The organism is Escherichia sp. TW14182, assembly GCF_000208525.1.
Lineage (GTDB): Bacteria > Pseudomonadota > Gammaproteobacteria > Enterobacterales > Enterobacteriaceae > Escherichia > Escherichia ruysiae.
In genome coordinates this window covers 11,924-29,208 of sequence record NZ_AEJZ01000222.1, presented here as the reverse complement: position 1 = coordinate 29,208, position 17,285 = coordinate 11,924, and the positions used below count along the sequence as shown (strand labels likewise).

The window sequence follows — 17,285 nt, the reverse complement described above, 5'->3', positions numbered from 1 at the left end:
GTCGTGCTCTACCAACTGAGCTATTCCCGCGTACTACTTAATTTTTGCTTTCGTAATTTCGCATTTCTGCGTCGTTACGGGAGGCGCATTATACGAGAAATCTTTCCCTCTGCAACCCCCCTAAAAATTTTTTTTTGAGTTTTTATCTCAAGTGCTGAAATTATCAGCAAGACGTTCAATTTAGCGCCAAACCTACGCCGCCGCAAGTGGAATCCGGCGGTTACGTGACCAGGAAAAATTTTACAGCTTGATAAAATGCTCGCGATAGTAAGCCAGCTCCGCCACCGATTCACGGATATCATCCATCGCCTGATGAGTCCCCTGCTTGGTAAAACCATCAAGAATTTCCGGCTTCCAGCGGCGCGCCAGCTCTTTCAGGGTGCTGACATCGAGATAACGGTAGTGGAAGTAGGCTTCCAGTTCCGGCATATATTTAAACAGGAAGCGACGATCCTGACCGATGCTGTTACCACAAATTGGCGATTTCCCCGCAGGCACCCACTCTTTTAAGAACTCGAGCGTCGCCAGTTCTGCTTCGCGATCGCCCATTGTGCTCGCCTTCACGCGCTCCACCAGCCCACTGGCGGTATGGGTACGGACATTCCAGTCATCCATCAACGCCAGTTGTTCATCAGACTGGTGTACTGCAATGGTCGGCCCTTCCGCCAGAATATTCAGGTTGGCATCGGTCACCAGCGTGGCAATCTCAATAATGCGATCGCGCTCGGGATCCAGACCGGTCATCTCAAGATCGATCCAAATCAGGTTGTTTTCATTGGCACTCATGCTATTTTTCCACCCATTCACAGTGACTATATTGATCCACAATTGCGTGTATCATAGATGTTTTGCCCATCAGGGGCGACCAGGAGTCAGTACGATTGAGTAAAAATAAACTCTCCAAAGGCCAACAGCGCCGTGTGAACGCCAATCACCAGCGTCGTCTTAAAACGTCTAAGGAGAAGCCCGATTACGACGACAATCTGTTTGGCGAGCCTGATGAAGGTATCGTCATCAGCCGTTTTGGTATGCACGCTGATGTGGAATCCGCAGACGGCGAAGTTCACCGCTGCAATATTCGCCGTACTATCCGTTCGCTGGTGACCGGCGATCGCGTGGTCTGGCGTCCGGGTAAACCGGCGGCGGAAGGCGTAAATGTCAAAGGGATCGTGGAAGCAGTACATGAGCGCACCTCAGTGTTGACGCGCCCGGATTTTTACGACGGCGTGAAACCTATTGCCGCCAACATCGACCAGATTGTTATTGTCTCCGCCATTTTGCCGGAGCTGTCGCTCAATATTATCGACCGTTACCTGGTGGCCTGCGAAACCTTGCAGATTGAGCCGATTATTGTGCTCAACAAGATAGATCTGCTGGACGACGAAGGCATGGCATTCGTCAACGAACAGATGGATATCTACCGCAATATCGGTTATCGCGTATTGATGGTTTCCAGTCATACTCAGGATGGGCTGAAACCGCTGGAAGAGGCGTTGACCGGGCGCATCAGCATTTTTGCCGGACAGTCCGGCGTCGGCAAATCGAGTCTGCTTAACGCGCTGCTGGGTCTGCAAAAAGAGATCCTGACCAACGATGTCTCAGACAACTCCGGTCTCGGCCAGCACACCACCACTGCTGCCCGGCTGTATCACTTCCCGCACGGAGGCGATGTGATTGATTCCCCTGGCGTGCGTGAATTCGGCCTCTGGCACCTGGCGCCGGAACAAATCACTCAAGGCTTTGTCGAATTTCATGATTACTTAGGCCTGTGTAAATATCGCGATTGCAAACACGATACCGATCCGGGCTGCGCAATCCGTGAAGCGGTTGATGAGGGGAAAATCGCGGAAACTCGTTTCGAAAACTATCACCGTATTCTGGAAAGCATGGCGCAGGTAAAAACGCGTAAAAACTTTTCTGATACGGATGACTGACAATTAAGCTAACCGTCGTTAGAATCGTCCCCTTTTTTTCAGGATCCGGCATGAACGCCGGATCAGGAACGACAAAACAATGGCCTGGAGGCTACCTTGTTAAATTCATTTAAACTTTCGCTACAGTACATTCTGCCAAAACTATGGCTTACTCGCCTGGCGGGTTGGGGCGCAAGCAAGCGGGCAGGATGGCTGACAAAACTGGTTATCGATCTGTTCGTTAAATACTACAAGGTCGACATGAAAGAGGCGCAGAAACCGGACACCGCCAGTTACCGCACCTTTAACGAATTTTTTGTCCGTCCGTTGCGTGACGATGTGCGCCCAATCGATACCGATCCCAATGTCCTGGTCATGCCTGCCGATGGCGTTATTAGCCAGTTAGGTAAAATCGAAGAAGATAAAATCTTGCAAGCGAAAGGCCACAACTACAGCCTCGAAGCCCTGCTGGCGGGTAACTACCTGATGGCGGATCTCTTCCGTAATGGTACGTTTGTGACCACTTACCTCTCCCCGCGTGACTATCACCGCGTACATATGCCATGCAACGGTATCCTGCGTGAGATGATCTACGTGCCGGGCGATCTCTTCTCCGTTAACCATCTCACTGCCCAGAACGTGCCAAATCTGTTTGCCCGTAACGAACGCGTAATCTGCCTGTTCGATACCGAATTTGGCCCGATGGCGCAGATTCTGGTCGGGGCGACGATTGTTGGCAGCATTGAAACTGTCTGGGCTGGCACCATTACGCCGCCGCGCGAAGGCATCATCAAACGCTGGATCTGGCCTGCCGGGGAAAACGACGGTTCGGTGGCACTGCTGAAAGGCCAGGAAATGGGTCGCTTTAAACTCGGCTCTACCGTTATCAACTTGTTTGCGCCAGGTAAAGTGAATCTGGTTGAGCAACTGGCAAGCCTGTCTGTCACGAAAATTGGTCAGCCGCTGGCAGTATCTACCGAAACCTTTGTTACGCCAGAAGCTGAACCAGCCCCGCTTCCTGCTGAAGAGATCGAGGCAGAACACGACGCCAGCCCATTGGTTGACGACAAAAAAGACCAGGTCTAATCCATCAAAGGAAACGCTGACGTGCGCCTGATTATCACTTTTCTGATGGCCTGGTGCCTCAGTTGGGGGGCGTACGCCGCGACGGCCCCCGATAGTAAACAAATCTCACAAGAACTGGAGCAGGCAAAAGCGGCGAAGCCCGCGCAGCCAGAAGTCGTAGAGGCGCTCCAGTCCGCCTTAAATGCGCTTGAGGAGCAAAAAAGCTCCCTTGAGCGCATCAAGCAATATCAGCAAGTTATCGATAATTACCCGAAACTCTCCGCTACTCTGCGCGCACAGTTGAACAACATGCGTGATGAGCCGCGCAGCGTGTCGCCGGGGATGTCTACCGACGCGCTGAATCAGGAAATTCTCCAGGTCAGTAGTCAATTGCTGGATAAAAGCCGTCAGGCTCAGCAAGAACAGGAGCGCGCCCGCGAGATTGCGGATTCACTAAATCAACTACCGCAACAGCAAACCGACGCCCGCCGCCAGTTGAATGAAATCGAGCGTCGTCTCGGGACACTTACGGGAAATAGTCCGCTTAATCAGGCGCAAAATTTCGCGTTGCAGGCCGACTCCGCGCGTTTGAAGTCATTGGTCGATGAACTCGAACTGGCGCAACTTTCTGCCAATAATCGTCAGGAACTGGCGCGTCTGCGTTCGGCACTGGCAGAAAAAGAGAGTCAACAACTGGATGCGTATTTGCAGGCATTGCGTAACCAGTTGAATAGCCAACGCCAACTGGAAGCGGAACGGGCGCTGGAAAGCACCGAATTACTGGCAGAAAGCAGTGCCGATTTGCCGAAAGATATCGTCGCTCAATTCAAAATTAACCGCGAGCTGTCGGCGGCGTTGAATCAGCAGGCGCAGCGGATGGATCTCGTCGCTTCACAGCAACGTCAGGCTACCAGCCAGACGTTGCAGGTTCGGCAGGCGCTGAATACGCTACGCGAACAATCACAATGGCTGGGTTCGTCAAACCTGCTCGGCGAAGCACTGCGGGCACAAGTGGCACGACTGCCGGAAATGCCCAAACCGCAGCAACTGGATACTGAAATGGCGCAGTTGCGCGTGCAACGGTTACGTTATGAGGATCTCCTCAATAAACAGCCGCTGCTACGGCAAATCCATCAGGCCGACGGTCAGCCGCTGACCGCCGAGCAAAACCGTATTCTGGAAGCACAGCTACGCACTCAGCGTGAGTTACTGAACTCCTTACTCCAGGGTGGCGACACGCTACTGCTTGAACTGACCAAGCTGAAAGTCTCCAACGGACAACTGGAAGATGCACTGAAAGAGGTCAATGAAGCGACGCACCGCTATCTGTTCTGGACTTCTGACGTGCGCCCGATGACCATCGCCTGGCCGCTGGAAATCGCCCAGGATCTACGCCGTCTGATCTCGCTGGACACCTTCAGTCAGTTGGGTAAAGCCACCATGATGATGCTGACCAGCAAAGAGACGATTTTGCCACTGTTTGGCGCTTTGATTCTGGTCGGTTGCAGTATTTACTCGCGCCGCTATTTCACCCGTTTTCTTGAACGTTCGGCGGCGAAAGTCGGCAAAGTGACTCAGGATCACTTCTGGCTGACGTTACGCACTCTTTTCTGGTCGATTCTCGTCGCGTCACCGCTGCCAGTGCTGTGGATGACGCTCGGCTACGGGCTGCGCGAGGCGTGGCCTTATCCGCTGGCGGTGGCGATTGGCGATGGCGTTACGGCCACCGTGCCATTGCTGTGGGTAGTGATGATTTGCGCCACCTTTGCCCGCCCGAACGGCTTGTTTATCGCTCATTTTGGCTGGCCGCGCGAACGGGTTTCCCGTGGGATGCGCTACTATCTGATGAGCATCGGGCTTATTGTGCCGCTGATTATGGCGCTGATGATGTTCGATAATCTCGACGACCGCGAGTTTTCCGGTTCGCTGGGCCGTCTTTGCTTTATCCTCATTTGCGGTGCATTGGCGGTAGTCACACTCAGCCTGAAAAAAGCCGGTATCCCGCTGTATCTCAACAAAGAAGGTAGTGGTGACAACATTGCCAACCATATGTTGTGGAACATGATGATTGGCGCGCCGCTGGTCGCAATTCTCGCCGCTGCGGTGGGTTATCTGGCAACGGCGCAAGCTCTGCTGGCAAGGCTGGAAACGTCGGTTGCCATCTGGTTCCTGTTGCTGGTGGTTTATCACGTTATCCGCCGCTGGATGCTGATCCAGCGCCGCAGGCTGGCGTTTGACCGGGCGAAGCATCGACGGGCAGAGATGTTAGCGCAACGTGCGCGTGGCGAAGAAGAAGCGCATCATCACAGTAGCCCGGAAGGGGCAATTGAAGTCGATGAAAGCGAAGTCGATCTCGATGCTATCAGCGCGCAATCCTTGCGGCTGGTGCGTTCAATCCTGATGCTGATCGCCCTGCTTTCGGTCATCGTGCTGTGGTCAGAAATCCATTCTGCTTTTGGCTTCCTCGAAAATATTTCGCTATGGGATGTCACATCAACAGTGCAGGGCGTGGAAAGTCTGGAACCGATTACCCTCGGTGCGGTGCTGATTGCCATTCTGGTATTTATCATCACCACGCAGCTGGTGCGCAACCTGCCCGCGCTGCTGGAACTGGCGATTTTGCAGCACCTGGATTTAACGCCGGGTACGGGTTACGCCATCACCACCATCACCAAATATCTGCTGATGCTGATTGGCGGGCTGGTCGGCTTCTCGATGATTGGTATTGAGTGGTCGAAATTGCAGTGGCTGGTCGCCGCGCTCGGTGTTGGTCTCGGTTTTGGTTTGCAGGAGATTTTCGCCAACTTTATCTCTGGCCTGATCATCCTGTTCGAAAAACCGATTCGCATTGGCGATACGGTGACGATTCGCGATCTCACTGGTAGCGTGACGAAAATTAACACCCGCGCCACCACCATCAGCGACTGGGATCGTAAAGAGATTATCGTGCCAAACAAGGCATTTATTACCGAGCAGTTTATCAACTGGTCGCTCTCTGACTCGGTCACGCGCGTGGTATTGACGATTCCGGCTCCTGCCGATGCCAACAGTGAAGAAGTGACGGAGATCCTGCTCACCGCAGCACGTCGCTGCTCGCTGGTGATCGACAATCCGGCACCGGAAGTCTTCCTGGTGGATCTGCAACAGGGGATTCAGATTTTCGAGCTGCGTATTTACGCCGCTGAGATGGGTCACCGTATGCCGCTACGCCATGAGATCCACCAGCTGATTCTGGCAGGCTTCCACGCCCACGGTATCGATATGCCATTCCCGCCTTTCCAGATGCGTCTGGAAAGTCTGAACGGTAAACAAACGGGAAGGACATTAACTTCTGCGGGTAGACGTCGCCAGGCAGGAAGTTTGTAATGTGTGAAGCTGCCAAATGACGCCAACGTGGCTAATTTAGCAGCTTAACTTCATCTTCAGTTATCTCCGGCTCCGGAGAGTATCATCCATAACGCATTTCTTCCTGACAACTCATCGCCGGACTGGCGATGAGTTGTTATTGCAGATAATCAATCTAAAGTTAACTGAGGCTGATTCGCCATGCGGCTGCAATAGTTCTGGTAAATCGCCATCGCTAACAGCGAGAAGAAGACAGGCCCGCCAATCATCCACAATGTGCTGTCCCAGTCTCCGGCTTCAACTACAGGCTGAATGATGGTGAAGACGTTCGCAAATGTCACCACCAGTACAACAACCACAGTTGCGATCATTGCCGACATATGCGTTTTGAAAATCACAAACGGTCTGTCGAGATCCTGACGCGCTTTAAAGAACGGGAAAGCCAGCGCGAGGAACAGATATGGAATGGTCATGGAAACGTTCGCCATCAGCGTCAGCTTGTTAAAGAACGCCGATGCGGTGCCACCGCCAAAGGAAACCAGCAGGATGAAGACAGTAACCAACCCACACTGCATCCACATAGCAATGGATGGCATCCCCATGGCGTTCAGGCGCGTCATCGGCTCCGGCCACAAGGCTTTCGGCGTCCCTTGAATAATCGCTTTCAGTGGTGAGTAGCAAAGCGTAAAGAACGCACCGGTGTAGGCAAGGAACATGGAAAGTCCGGTAATACGCGCAAACCATACGCCCAGCGACAATGACGCTTCAGGTGATAAATGCAGTGCATTACCCAGAGACATCCCCAGGCTCTTCATCAGCACATAAGTAATATTACCAAGGTTAACAGAACCATTACTTAATACCTGCTGCCAGTTAGTGCTGACGCCCCATAAGAATATTGCTAACGAATAACCGATTGAAATAACAATAGCGGCAAAAACAATACCTTTAGCAAAGTTCTTTTCTGGGTTTTCCGTTTTATCTACCAGCCCACCTACAGCCTCAATTCCGCCATAAGCAAAAATGGCAAATACGACAAAAGATAACATCGCCAGACCGGACTGATATCCCGGATTCGGTGATGCCAGGAAATTAATATCCTGCGCGAAATGCCCACCATTTAATAACAAAATAGTAATGCTTACTAACAGCAATACTAAATTAAGACACATTACTGCAATACCGCCCACCGCAGTAATACGGGCAATTTTATTAATCCCTTTCGAGGCAACGACGGTAACCAGAATCATCCATGCTACAGCCAGCAGCCCAACCACCTGCGTAGGCTCAAGCCCAGCAATGCGCCAGTGCTGGGTCATATCGCTACCATAGAGGAAAGTAGAAAACGGCACCCAGACTTTAGCGGAGGTACTCACCATCCAAATGATATAAGAGGAAAACCACATAAATGTGCCGATGAAAGCAAAACGTGGCCCAACGCTATTATTCATCCAGGAATAGATACCGCCTTCTTCTTTGCGATAGGCAGCCCCCATTTCAGCCATCATTAAGGCGAATGGAATAAAGAATAATAATGCAGAAAATATATACCACGGAATCGCACTATATCCCATTAAATAATAAGCCGAAGGGCTATTCGCAAAACCGAATACTGAAGTAAAGATCATCAGTATGAGTCCAATTAGACTCATCTTTTTTATCGTGTGAGGCATGAAATCATCCTTCATTTCAGCGCGCATATTAAACGCGCCAACTAACTGCACTACCCACCGATTGGTGGGCAACAATAAAACTAAAACAGAATTGATACCTGGATGATAGCAAACATCCAGTCTTAAATTGTGCGCTTTAGCGGAAAAATGAAAACATATGCTACAGAATGGCGCCAGCTACGCCATTCTGTGTTGGATTTTAGCCAATTTTTCAGAATTATGCCCGGTCAACACTAAAGGCGATCACTTCTGCCAGTGTCTCCGCGCCCAGTGCTAACATCACCAGGCGGTCAACGCCTAACGCCACGCCGGAACAGTCGGGCATACCAACTTCAAGAGCTTCGATCAGGTTATGGTCGATAGGATGCTGCGGTAAACCACGTGCCGCACGTTTACGGTTATCCTGTTCAAAGCGTTGTTGCTGTTCACGGGCATCCGTCAATTCATGGAAACCATTCGCCAGCTCAATACCTTTGTAGTAGACCTCGAAGCGTTCTGCGACCCGATGATCCTCGGTACTGATTTGTGCCAGTGATGCCTGAGTGGCTGGAAAATGGTACACAAAAGTTGGTTTCTCTTTACCAATGTTCGGTTCCACGCCAAAGGTAAACAACAGTTGCAGCAGCGTGTCGCGGTCTTCTTCGGTATCTGCAACGTTGCTGAGATCCAGCTTTGCCGCCACTTCCCGCAACTGCGTTTTATCAGCAGAGAGCGGATCAATTTCCAGATAACGCAAGAAGGCTTGCTGATAAGAGAGGCTTTCTGCTGCCGGGCAGTCCAGCACCTGTTGCAGAAGATCGTCCACCTCGTTCATCAACCGGTACATATCATAGTGCGGTCGATACCACTCCAGCATAGTAAACTCAGGGTTGTGATAACGCCCCATCTCTTCATTACGGAAGCTGCGGCACAGCTGGAATACCGGACCACAACCGGCCACCAACAGGCGTTTCATGTGGTATTCCGGACTGGTCATTAACCAGAGATTCATCCCCTGCGAATGCCCGGGGCCAACGAAACGTGTCTCAAACGGGACCAGATGAATATCGGTTACCGTTGCCTGGCTCATACAAGGCGTCTCCACCTCCAGCACTCCACGATCGGCAAAGAAACGACGGATCTCCGCCATAATCGCCGCACGTTTTAATAAGTTAGGAATAGACGCGCTCGGCTGCCAGGATGCCGTTTCGCTCATAGTAAAATCTCCAGTTTTTAACAAGGGCACGAAGTCTACTCGCAACGCGGCGGCGAGACAAATTTTACGCAGGAATCAATCAACGGTGGACGGCGACTAAAAAAACCGCAATATGATGGTTTAGTAATTAAATTAATCATCTTCAGTGATAATTTAGCCCCCTGGCACGCTAAAAAAATCGATCTCGTCAAATTTCAGACTTATCCATCAGACTATACTGTTGTACCTATAAAGGAGCAGTGGAATAGCGTTCGCAGGCCGTAACTTTCAGATACTTACCCTGAAGTACGGTGCTGCGGGATAAAAACAATCTGGAGGAATGTCGTGCAAACCTTTCAAGCCGATCTTGCCATTGTAGGTGCCGGTGGCGCGGGATTACGTGCTGCAATTGCTGCCGCGCAGGCAAATCCAAATGCAAAAATCGCACTAATCTCAAAAGTATACCCGATGCGCAGCCATACCGTTGCCGCTGAAGGGGGCTCCGCCGCTGTCGCGCAGGATCATGACAGCTTCGAATATCACTTTCACGATACAGTAGCGGGTGGCGACTGGTTGTGTGAGCAGGATGTCGTGGATTATTTCGTCCACCACTGCCCAACCGAAATGACCCAACTGGAACTGTGGGGATGCCCATGGAGCCGTCGCCCGGATGGTAGCGTCAACGTACGTCGCTTCGGCGGCATGAAAATCGAGCGTACCTGGTTCGCCGCCGATAAGACCGGCTTCCATATGCTGCACACGCTGTTCCAGACCTCTCTGCAATTCCCGCAGATCCAGCGTTTTGACGAACACTTCGTGCTGGATATTCTGGTCGATGATGGTCATGTTCGCGGCCTGGTAGCCATGAACATGATGGAAGGTACGTTGGTACAGATCCGCGCTAATGCGGTAGTCATGGCAACCGGCGGTGCGGGTCGTGTATATCGCTACAACACCAATGGCGGTATCGTAACTGGTGACGGTATGGGTATGGCGCTGAGCCATGGCGTTCCGCTGCGTGATATGGAATTCGTTCAATATCACCCGACCGGCCTGCCAGGTTCCGGTATCCTGATGACCGAAGGTTGCCGTGGTGAAGGCGGTATTCTGGTCAACAAAAACGGCTACCGTTATCTGCAAGACTACGGTATGGGCCCGGAAACGCCGCTGGGCGAGCCGAAAAACAAATATATGGAACTGGGTCCGCGCGACAAAGTTTCTCAGGCCTTCTGGCACGAATGGCGTAAAGGTAACACCATCTCCACGCCACGTGGCGATGTGGTTTATCTCGACCTGCGTCATCTGGGCGAGAAAAAACTGCACGAACGTCTGCCGTTCATCTGTGAACTGGCGAAAGCGTACGTTGGCGTCGATCCGGTTAAAGAACCGATTCCGGTACGTCCGACCGCGCACTACACCATGGGCGGTATCGAAACCGATCAGAACTGCGAAACCCGTATTAAAGGTCTGTTTGCCGTTGGCGAATGTTCTTCTGTTGGTCTGCACGGTGCAAACCGTCTGGGTTCCAACTCGCTGGCAGAACTGGTGGTCTTCGGTCGTCTGGCGGGTGAGCAAGCTATGGAACGCGCATCTACCGCCGGTAATGGCAACGATGCGGCAATCAATGCCCAGGTTGCTGGCGTTGAGCAGCGTCTGAAAGATCTGGTTAACCAGGATGGCGGCGAAAACTGGGCGAAGATCCGCGACGAAATGGGTCAGTCCATGGAAGAAGGTTGCGGTATCTACCGTACACCGGAACTGATGCAGAAAACCATCGACAAACTGGCGGAGCTGCAGGAACGCTTCAAGCGCGTGCGCATCACCGATACCTCCAGCGTGTTCAACACCGACCTGCTCTACACCATTGAACTGGGTCACGGTCTGAACGTTGCTGAATGTATGGCGCACTCCGCAATGGCACGTAAAGAATCTCGCGGCGCACACCAGCGTCTGGACGAAGGTTGCACCGAGCGTGACGACGTCAACTTCCTCAAACACACCCTCGCCTTCCGCGATGCTGATGGCACTACCCGCCTGGAGTACAGCGACGTGAAGATTACTACGCTGCCGCCAGCTAAACGCGTTTACGGTGGCGAAGCGGATGCAGCCGATAAGGCGGAAGCAGCCAATAAGAAGGAGAAGGCGAATGGCTGAGATGAAGAACCTGAAAATCGAGGTGGTGCGCTATAACCCGGAAGTCGATACCGCACCGCATAGCGCATTCTACGAAGTGCCTTATGACGCAACCACCTCATTACTGGATGCGCTGGGCTACATCAAAGACAACCTGGCACCAGACCTGAGCTACCGCTGGTCCTGCCGTATGGCGATTTGTGGTTCCTGCGGCATGATGGTTAACAACGTACCGAAACTGGCATGTAAAACCTTCCTGCGTGACTACACCGACGGTATGAAGGTTGAAGCGTTAGCTAACTTCCCGATCGAACGCGATCTGGTCGTCGATATGACCCACTTCATCGAAAGTCTGGAAGCGATCAAACCGTACATCATCGGCAACTCCCGCACTGCGGATCAGGGTACTAACATCCAGACCCCGGCGCAGATGGCGAAGTATCACCAGTTCTCCGGTTGCATCAACTGTGGTCTGTGCTACGCCGCGTGCCCGCAGTTTGGCCTGAACCCAGAGTTCATCGGTCCGGCTGCCATTACGCTGGCGCATCGTTATAACGAAGATAGCCGCGACCACGGTAAGAAGGAGCGTATGGCGCAGTTAAACAGCCAGAACGGCGTATGGAGCTGTACTTTCGTGGGCTACTGCTCCGAAGTCTGCCCGAAACACGTCGATCCGGCTGCGGCCATTCAGCAGGGCAAAGTAGAAAGTTCGAAAGACTTTCTTATCGCGACCCTGAAACCACGCTAAGGAGTGCAACATGACGACTAAACGTAAACCGTATGTACGGCCAATGACGTCCACCTGGTGGAAGAAGTTGCCGTTTTATCGCTTTTACATGCTGCGCGAAGGCACGGCGGTTCCGGCTGTGTGGTTCAGCATTGAACTGATTTTCGGGCTGTTTGCCCTGAAAAATGGCCCGGAAGCCTGGGCGGGATTCGTCGACTTTTTACAAAACCCGGTTATTGTGATCATTAACCTGATCACTCTGGCGGCAGCTCTGCTGCACACCAAAACCTGGTTTGAACTGGCACCGAAAGCGGCCAATATCATTGTAAAAGACGAAAAAATGGGACCAGAGCCAATTATCAAAAGTCTCTGGGCGGTAACTGTGGTTGCCACCATCGTAATCCTGTTTGTTGCCCTGTACTGGTAAGGAGCCTGAGATGATTAATCCAAATCCAAAGCGTTCTGACGAACCGGTATTCTGGGGCCTCTTCGGGGCCGGTGGTATGTGGAGCGCCATCATTGCGCCGGTGATGATCCTGCTGGTTGGCATTCTGCTACCACTGGGCCTGTTTCCGGGCGATGCACTGAGCTATGAGCGCATTCTGGCGTTTGCACAGAGCTTCATTGGTCGCGTATTCCTGTTCCTGATGATCGTCCTGCCGCTGTGGTGTGGTTTACACCGTATGCATCACGCGATGCACGATCTGAAAATCCACGTGCCTGCGGGCAAATGGGTTTTCTACGGTCTGGCTGCTATCCTGACAGTTGTCACGCTGATTGGTATCGTTACAATCTAACGCATCACCAATGTAAATCCGGCCCGCCATAGGCGGGCCGTTTTGTATGGAAACCAGACCCTATGTTCAAAACGACGCTCTGCGCCTTATTAATTACCGCCTCTTGCTCCGCACTCTCCGCCCCCCAACAGCTCAACGATATTGTGCATCGCACAATGACTCCGCTTATAGAGCAACACAAAATCCCTGGCATGGCGGTGGCGGTGATTTATCAGGGTAAACCTTATTACTTTACCTGGGGCTATGCGGACGTAGCAAAAAAGCAGCCCGTCACACAGCAAACGTTGTTTGAGTTAGGTTCGGTCAGCAAAACATTTACGGGTGTGCTCGGTGGCGACGCTATTGCACGAGGGGAAATCAACCTAAGCGATCCCGCGACAAAATACTGGCCTGAACTTACTGCTAAACAGTGGAACGGAATCACGCTATTACATCTTGCAACCTACACCGCTGGCGGGCTGCCGTTACAGGTGCCCGATGAAGTGAAGTCCTCAGGCGACTTGCTACGTTTCTATCAAAACTGGCAACCCACCTGGGCACCAGGAACACAGCGTCTGTATGCTAACTCCAGCATCGGTTTGTTCGGCGCGCTGGCAGTGAAACCATCCGGTTTGAGCTTTGAACAGGCGATGCAAACTCGTGTTTTTCAACCACTCAAACTCACCCATACGTGGATTAATGTGCCGCCCGCAGAAGAAAAAAATTACGCCAGGGGATATCGCGAAGGCAAGGCCGTGCATGTTTCGCCAGGGGCGTTAGATGCTGAAGCTTACGGTGTGAAATCAACCATTGAAGATATGGCTCGCTGGGCGCAGAGCAATATGAATCCCCGTGATATCAACGACAAAACACTTCAGCAAGGTATCCAGCTGGCGCAGTCACGCTACTGGCAAACTGGCGACATGTATCAAGGTCTGGGCTGGGAAATGCTCGACTGGCCGGTAGATCCAGACAGCATCATTAATGGCAGCGACAGTAAAATTGCGCTGGCAGCACGACCAGTAAAAGCGATTACGCCCCCCGCCCCTGCGGTACGAGCATCATGGGTACATAAAACAGGCGCGACCGGCGGATTTGGTAGCTACATCGCATTTATTCCAGAGAAAGAGCTGGGGATTGTGATGCTGGCTAACAAAAACTATCCCAATCCAGCGAGAGTCGCTGCCGCCTGGCAGATTCTCAACGCTTTGCAATAACAACGCAGATGGTCCGAATTTTCGGACCTTTTATCCGCATTTCCTTTCTGTCATCTACACTTAGAAAAAAACCAGTAAGGAAACATTTATGCGCCTGCTCCCTCTCGTTGCCGCAGCGACAGCGGCATTTCTGGTCGTTGCCTGTAGTTCTCCCACACCGCCGCGTGGCGTCACTGTGGTAAATAATTTCGATACCAAACGCTATTTGGGTACGTGGTATGAGATTGCCCGTTTTGATCACCGTTTTGAACGCGGGCTGGAGAAAGTGACTGCGACGTATAGCCTGCGGGATGACGGCGGCCTGAATGTCATCAACAAGGGTTATAATCCGGACAGAGAGATGTGGCAGCAAAGCGAAGGAAAAGCGTACTTTACGGGAGACCCGCATCGCGCCGCGCTGAAAGTGTCGTTCTTTGGCCCTTTCTATGGCGGCTATAACGTCATTGCGCTAGATCGGGAGTACCGCCATGCGCTGGTTTGCGGCCCGGATCGCGATTACCTGTGGATTCTCTCTCGCACGCCAACCATTTCTGACGAAGTTAAACAGGAGATGCTGGCAGTCGCGACCCGGGAAGGGTTTGATGTCAGTAAGTTTATTTGGGTACAGCAGCCCGGCAGTTAATGGGTGCTAAGTTTCAGACCAATAATCCCCAGTACGATTAACGCCAGACTCGCCAGGCGCATCGGGTTAGCGGACTCACCGAGCAGTACAATGCCGGTAATCGCCGCCCCGACTGCGCCAATTCCCGTCCACACGGCATAAGCCGTCCCTACTGGTAACGATTTCATCGCCCAGGCAAGTAGCGCCATACTAACAACCATCGCCGTCACGGTAATAACGCTTGGTGTCAGGCGACTAAAGCCGTGCGTATATTTCAGGCCAACCGCCCATACCACTTCCAGCAAACCAGCAATAACTAAGATTATCCAGGACATATCAGGCTCCGGAGATTTGGGGCCGTCCCCGGTGAAAAGAAGCGTTTGCAGGTCGTCCTGCAAAGCAGATGGTGAAGGAGGTATTTTGCCGATTTAAGAGGAAATTTCAACGGTTACGACAGTGATTACTGCCGAGAAAAACAAACGGCACGACAAATCTGCCGTACCGTTATTGCTTATTGCTGCGCTTTCGTCGCTGCGCCAGAAATCGCGTTACCGCCATCAGAAATGTCTTCACCAACGCCGCGCGTGGTATTGCAGGCGGTTAATACAGTTGAAAGCACCAGAACAGAAAAGATCGCTGCAATTGTCTTCTTAACCATAACGTCTTCCTTTTAGGTAATGTTATTTGTGTTTGCCTATAGCAAATTAATAATAGACAACATCACCAAAAATGACGGAAATCTGATGATTTTTCGGAAGTGAAGAATAAATTAGCTGGCAGCGCGGGAGATGGAATTACCAAGATGTTTGATGTCTTCGCCGAACCCCCGAGCGGTGTTACAGCCCGTAAGCAGCGTGCTGGCAAGCAAAACAAGAACGATAAGGCGTTTCATCATCTCTGACCTGAATAAGTGATGGTGCAGCCAGCAGGCCGCACCACAACCGCATTACTTCACGCGAGAGACGTATTCACCAGAGCGGGTATCCACTTTGATGACTTCGCCGATCTGTACGAACAGCGGAACTTTAACCACAGCGCCAGTAGACAGGGTAGCCGGTTTGCCGCCAGTACCTGCGGTATCGCCTTTCAGACCCGGATCGGTATCAACGATTTCCAGTTCAACGAAGTTCGGCGGAGTAACGGAGATCGGCTGACCATTCCACAGAGTTACAATGCACTCTGCCTGATCCAGCAGCCATTTAGCGTTGTCGCCAATTGCTTTCGCATCAGCAGACAGCTGCTCGAAGGTTTCGTTGTTCATGAAGTGCCAGAACTCACCGTCGTTGTACAGGTAAGTCAGGTTCATATCGACAACATCAGCGCCTTCAGCGGAATCAGTAGATTTGAAAGTTTTTTCTACGCGAGTACCAGTCAGCAGACGACGCAGTTTAACGCGAGCAAATGCCTGGCCTTTACCCGGTTTTACGAATTCACTCGCTTCAACCGCGTAAGGTTCGCCGTCTAACATGATTTTAAGACCAGCACGAAAATCGTTGCTATAGTACGTTGCCATAAGGCCCTCTGAAATTTGTTAATTGGTAGCTAAGCCACAAAATGGCGCATATTGTAACCCTAAATACCCCATCCAGAGAAGATTGGTTAACGCAACTTGCCGATGTTGTGACCGATCCTGATGAACTTCTGCGCCTTTTGAATATAGACGCGGACGAAAAACTGTTGGCCGGACGCAGCGCCAAAAAGCTGTTTGCACTGCGCGTGCCCCGCTCATTTATCGATCGCATGGAGAAAGGCAATCCTGACGATCCACTTTTGCGTCAGGTACTTACCTCGCAAGATGAGTTTGTCGTCGCACCCGGATTCTCCACCGATCCGCTGGAAGAACAGCACAGCGTAGTGCCTGGTTTGTTGCATAAATATCACAACCGGGCGCTACTGTTGGTTAAAGGCGGCTGCGCGGTAAATTGTCGCTACTGTTTCCGTCGCCACTTCCCGTATGCCGAAAATCAGGGCAACAAGCGTAACTGGCAGGCGGCGCTTGAGTATGTTGCGGCGCATCCGGAACTGGACGAGATTATTTTCTCCGGCGGCGATCCGCTGATGGCGAAAGATCACGAGCTGGACTGGCTGCTGACGCAACTGGAGGCGATCCCGCATATCAAACGTCTGCGGATTCACAGCCGTCTGCCGATTGTGATCCCGGCGCGCATCACAGAGTCGCTGGCTGAACGCTTTGCCCGTTCTACGTTGCAAATCTTGCTGGTGAATCACATCAACCATGCCAATGAAGTAGATGAAACATTCCGTCAGGCAATGGCTAAGTTGCGCCGCGTGGGCGTTACTTTGCTGAACCAGAGCGTTCTGTTACGTGGCGTGAATGACAACGCGCAAACGCTGGCAAACCTGAGTAATGCGTTGTTCGATGCGGGCGTGATGCCCTATTACCTGCATGTGCTCGATAAAGTGCAGGGCGCAGCGCATTTTATGGTGAGTGATGATGAAGCACGGCAGATTATGCGTGAGTTACTGACACTGGTGTCGGGATATCTGGTGCCGAAACTGGCACGGGAGATTGGCGGTGAACCCAGCAAAACGCCTCTGGATCTCCAGCTACGCCAGCAGTAACTGATTAACAGGGAAGTTAAACAGAAAATTGCCTGATGCGCTTCGCTTATCAGGCCTACATCGTGCATTGAAACTCAA

17 protein-coding genes are annotated in these 17,285 nt (G+C 52.0%); 10 read left to right on the top strand and 7 right to left on the bottom strand.

The window, feature by feature from the left end:
- Nucleotides 1–240: 240 nt before the first annotated feature.
- On the bottom strand, nt 241–786 hold the full coding sequence (gene orn, locus EQY_RS0117330) for an oligoribonuclease (protein ID WP_001275617.1): 546 nt from the start codon (nt 784–786) through the stop codon (nt 241–243).
- Between the two features lie 95 nt (nt 787–881).
- On the opposite strand from orn, the gene rsgA reads away from it, so the two are divergent.
- The 3 genes from rsgA (at nt 882) to mscM (ending at nt 6,344) form a co-directional block, all read left to right on the top strand.
- Nucleotides 882–1,934 (top strand): small ribosomal subunit biogenesis GTPase RsgA, encoded by a 1,053-nt coding sequence (rsgA, locus tag EQY_RS0117325; RefSeq protein WP_000041984.1) that lies wholly within the window; start codon nt 882–884, stop codon nt 1,932–1,934.
- A gap of 96 nt (nt 1,935–2,030) precedes the next feature.
- A complete protein-coding gene (asd, locus tag EQY_RS0117320) occupies nt 2,031–2,999 on the top strand; it encodes an archaetidylserine decarboxylase (protein ID WP_000934901.1) in 969 nt (322 codons plus the stop codon).
- 21 nt (nt 3,000–3,020) lie between these two features.
- A complete protein-coding gene (gene mscM, locus EQY_RS0117315; RefSeq protein WP_001236786.1) occupies nt 3,021–6,344 on the top strand; it encodes a miniconductance mechanosensitive channel MscM in 3,324 nt (1,107 codons plus the stop codon).
- A 149-nt stretch (nt 6,345–6,493) separates the two neighbouring features.
- On the opposite strand, the gene yjeM is transcribed toward mscM, so the two are convergent.
- Complete coding sequence (gene yjeM / locus EQY_RS0117310) at nt 6,494–7,996, bottom strand: glutamate/gamma-aminobutyrate family transporter YjeM (RefSeq protein ID WP_024212636.1); 1,503 nt, start codon at nt 7,994–7,996, stop codon at nt 6,494–6,496.
- A gap of 217 nt (nt 7,997–8,213) precedes the next feature.
- Nucleotides 8,214–9,191 (bottom strand): elongation factor P--(R)-beta-lysine ligase, encoded by a 978-nt coding sequence (epmA, locus tag EQY_RS0117305; protein WP_000004775.1) that lies wholly within the window; start codon nt 9,189–9,191, stop codon nt 8,214–8,216.
- 324 nt (nt 9,192–9,515) lie between these two features.
- Here epmA and frdA point away from each other — a divergent pair, with 324 nt between their 5' ends.
- From frdA to blc, 6 genes are all read left to right on the top strand, one after another.
- Nucleotides 9,516–11,324, top strand: coding sequence for a fumarate reductase (quinol) flavoprotein subunit (gene frdA, locus EQY_RS0117300; RefSeq protein ID WP_001192969.1), 1,809 nt, complete (start codon nt 9,516–9,518; stop codon nt 11,322–11,324).
- On the top strand, nt 11,317–12,051 hold the full coding sequence (frdB, locus tag EQY_RS0117295) for a fumarate reductase iron-sulfur protein (protein WP_000829498.1): 735 nt from the start codon (nt 11,317–11,319) through the stop codon (nt 12,049–12,051). The genes frdA and frdB overlap by 8 nt, the downstream gene beginning before the upstream one ends.
- A 10-nt stretch (nt 12,052–12,061) precedes the next feature.
- The gene (gene frdC, locus EQY_RS0117290; RefSeq protein WP_000208757.1) at nt 12,062–12,457 is read left to right on the top strand and encodes a fumarate reductase subunit FrdC; all 396 of its coding nucleotides are present in this window, start codon (nt 12,062–12,064) and stop codon (nt 12,455–12,457) included.
- A 10-nt stretch (nt 12,458–12,467) separates the two neighbouring features.
- A complete protein-coding gene (frdD, locus tag EQY_RS0117285) occupies nt 12,468–12,827 on the top strand; it encodes a fumarate reductase subunit FrdD (RefSeq protein WP_010344911.1) in 360 nt (119 codons plus the stop codon).
- A gap of 62 nt (nt 12,828–12,889) precedes the next feature.
- A complete protein-coding gene (locus EQY_RS0117280) occupies nt 12,890–14,023 on the top strand; it encodes a BlaEC family class C beta-lactamase (protein WP_000477363.1) in 1,134 nt (377 codons plus the stop codon).
- A gap of 88 nt (nt 14,024–14,111) precedes the next feature.
- Nucleotides 14,112–14,645: a lipocalin Blc gene (gene blc, locus EQY_RS0117275; RefSeq protein ID WP_001238383.1), complete on the top strand. Its 534-nt coding sequence runs from the start codon at nt 14,112–14,114 to the stop codon at nt 14,643–14,645.
- On the opposite strand, the gene sugE is transcribed toward blc, so the two are convergent.
- From sugE to efp, 4 genes are all read right to left on the bottom strand, one after another.
- A complete protein-coding gene (sugE, locus tag EQY_RS0117270; RefSeq protein WP_000118487.1) occupies nt 14,642–14,959 on the bottom strand; it encodes a quaternary ammonium compound efflux SMR transporter SugE in 318 nt (105 codons plus the stop codon). The genes blc and sugE overlap by 4 nt on opposite strands.
- 176 nt (nt 14,960–15,135) lie before the next feature.
- Nucleotides 15,136–15,282, bottom strand: coding sequence for a lipoprotein toxin entericidin B (gene ecnB, locus EQY_RS0117265; protein ID WP_000239596.1), 147 nt, complete (start codon nt 15,280–15,282; stop codon nt 15,136–15,138).
- A 111-nt stretch (nt 15,283–15,393) separates the two neighbouring features.
- Nucleotides 15,394–15,519: a lipoprotein antitoxin entericidin A gene (gene ecnA, locus EQY_RS0117260; RefSeq protein ID WP_000977757.1), complete on the bottom strand. Its 126-nt coding sequence runs from the start codon at nt 15,517–15,519 to the stop codon at nt 15,394–15,396.
- A gap of 51 nt (nt 15,520–15,570) precedes the next feature.
- Entirely contained in the window at nt 15,571–16,137 is a 567-nt protein-coding gene (gene efp, locus EQY_RS0117255) for an elongation factor P (RefSeq protein WP_000257278.1), read from the bottom strand.
- 41 nt (nt 16,138–16,178) lie between these two features.
- Here efp and epmB point away from each other — a divergent pair, with 41 nt between their 5' ends.
- On the top strand, nt 16,179–17,207 hold the full coding sequence (gene epmB / locus EQY_RS0117250) for an EF-P beta-lysylation protein EpmB (protein WP_000940512.1): 1,029 nt from the start codon (nt 16,179–16,181) through the stop codon (nt 17,205–17,207).
- Nucleotides 17,208–17,285: the final 78 nt, after the last annotated feature.

Excerpts from the sequence above, each read along its gene's own strand:
- frdD (WP_010344911.1), top strand. The coding sequence starts at position 12,468 with ATGATTAATCCAAATCCAAAGCGTTCTGACGAACCGGTATTCTGGGGC.
- ecnA (WP_000977757.1), bottom strand. The coding sequence starts at position 15,519 with ATGATGAAACGCCTTATCGTTCTTGTTTTGCTTGCCAGCACGCTGCTT.
- EQY_RS0117280 (WP_000477363.1), top strand. The coding sequence starts at position 12,890 with ATGTTCAAAACGACGCTCTGCGCCTTATTAATTACCGCCTCTTGCTCC.
- orn (WP_001275617.1), bottom strand. The coding sequence starts at position 786 with ATGAGTGCCAATGAAAACAACCTGATTTGGATCGATCTTGAGATGACC.
- efp (WP_000257278.1), bottom strand. The coding sequence starts at position 16,137 with ATGGCAACGTACTATAGCAACGATTTTCGTGCTGGTCTTAAAATCATG.
- blc (WP_001238383.1), top strand. The coding sequence starts at position 14,112 with ATGCGCCTGCTCCCTCTCGTTGCCGCAGCGACAGCGGCATTTCTGGTC.
- sugE (WP_000118487.1), bottom strand. The coding sequence starts at position 14,959 with ATGTCCTGGATAATCTTAGTTATTGCTGGTTTGCTGGAAGTGGTATGG.
- frdC (WP_000208757.1), top strand. The coding sequence starts at position 12,062 with ATGACGACTAAACGTAAACCGTATGTACGGCCAATGACGTCCACCTGG.
- yjeM (WP_024212636.1), bottom strand. The coding sequence starts at position 7,996 with ATGCCTCACACGATAAAAAAGATGAGTCTAATTGGACTCATACTGATG.
- ecnB (WP_000239596.1), bottom strand. The coding sequence starts at position 15,282 with ATGGTTAAGAAGACAATTGCAGCGATCTTTTCTGTTCTGGTGCTTTCA.
- epmA (WP_000004775.1), bottom strand. The coding sequence starts at position 9,191 with ATGAGCGAAACGGCATCCTGGCAGCCGAGCGCGTCTATTCCTAACTTA.
- epmB (WP_000940512.1), top strand. The coding sequence starts at position 16,179 with ATGGCGCATATTGTAACCCTAAATACCCCATCCAGAGAAGATTGGTTA.
- frdB (WP_000829498.1), top strand. The coding sequence starts at position 11,317 with ATGGCTGAGATGAAGAACCTGAAAATCGAGGTGGTGCGCTATAACCCG.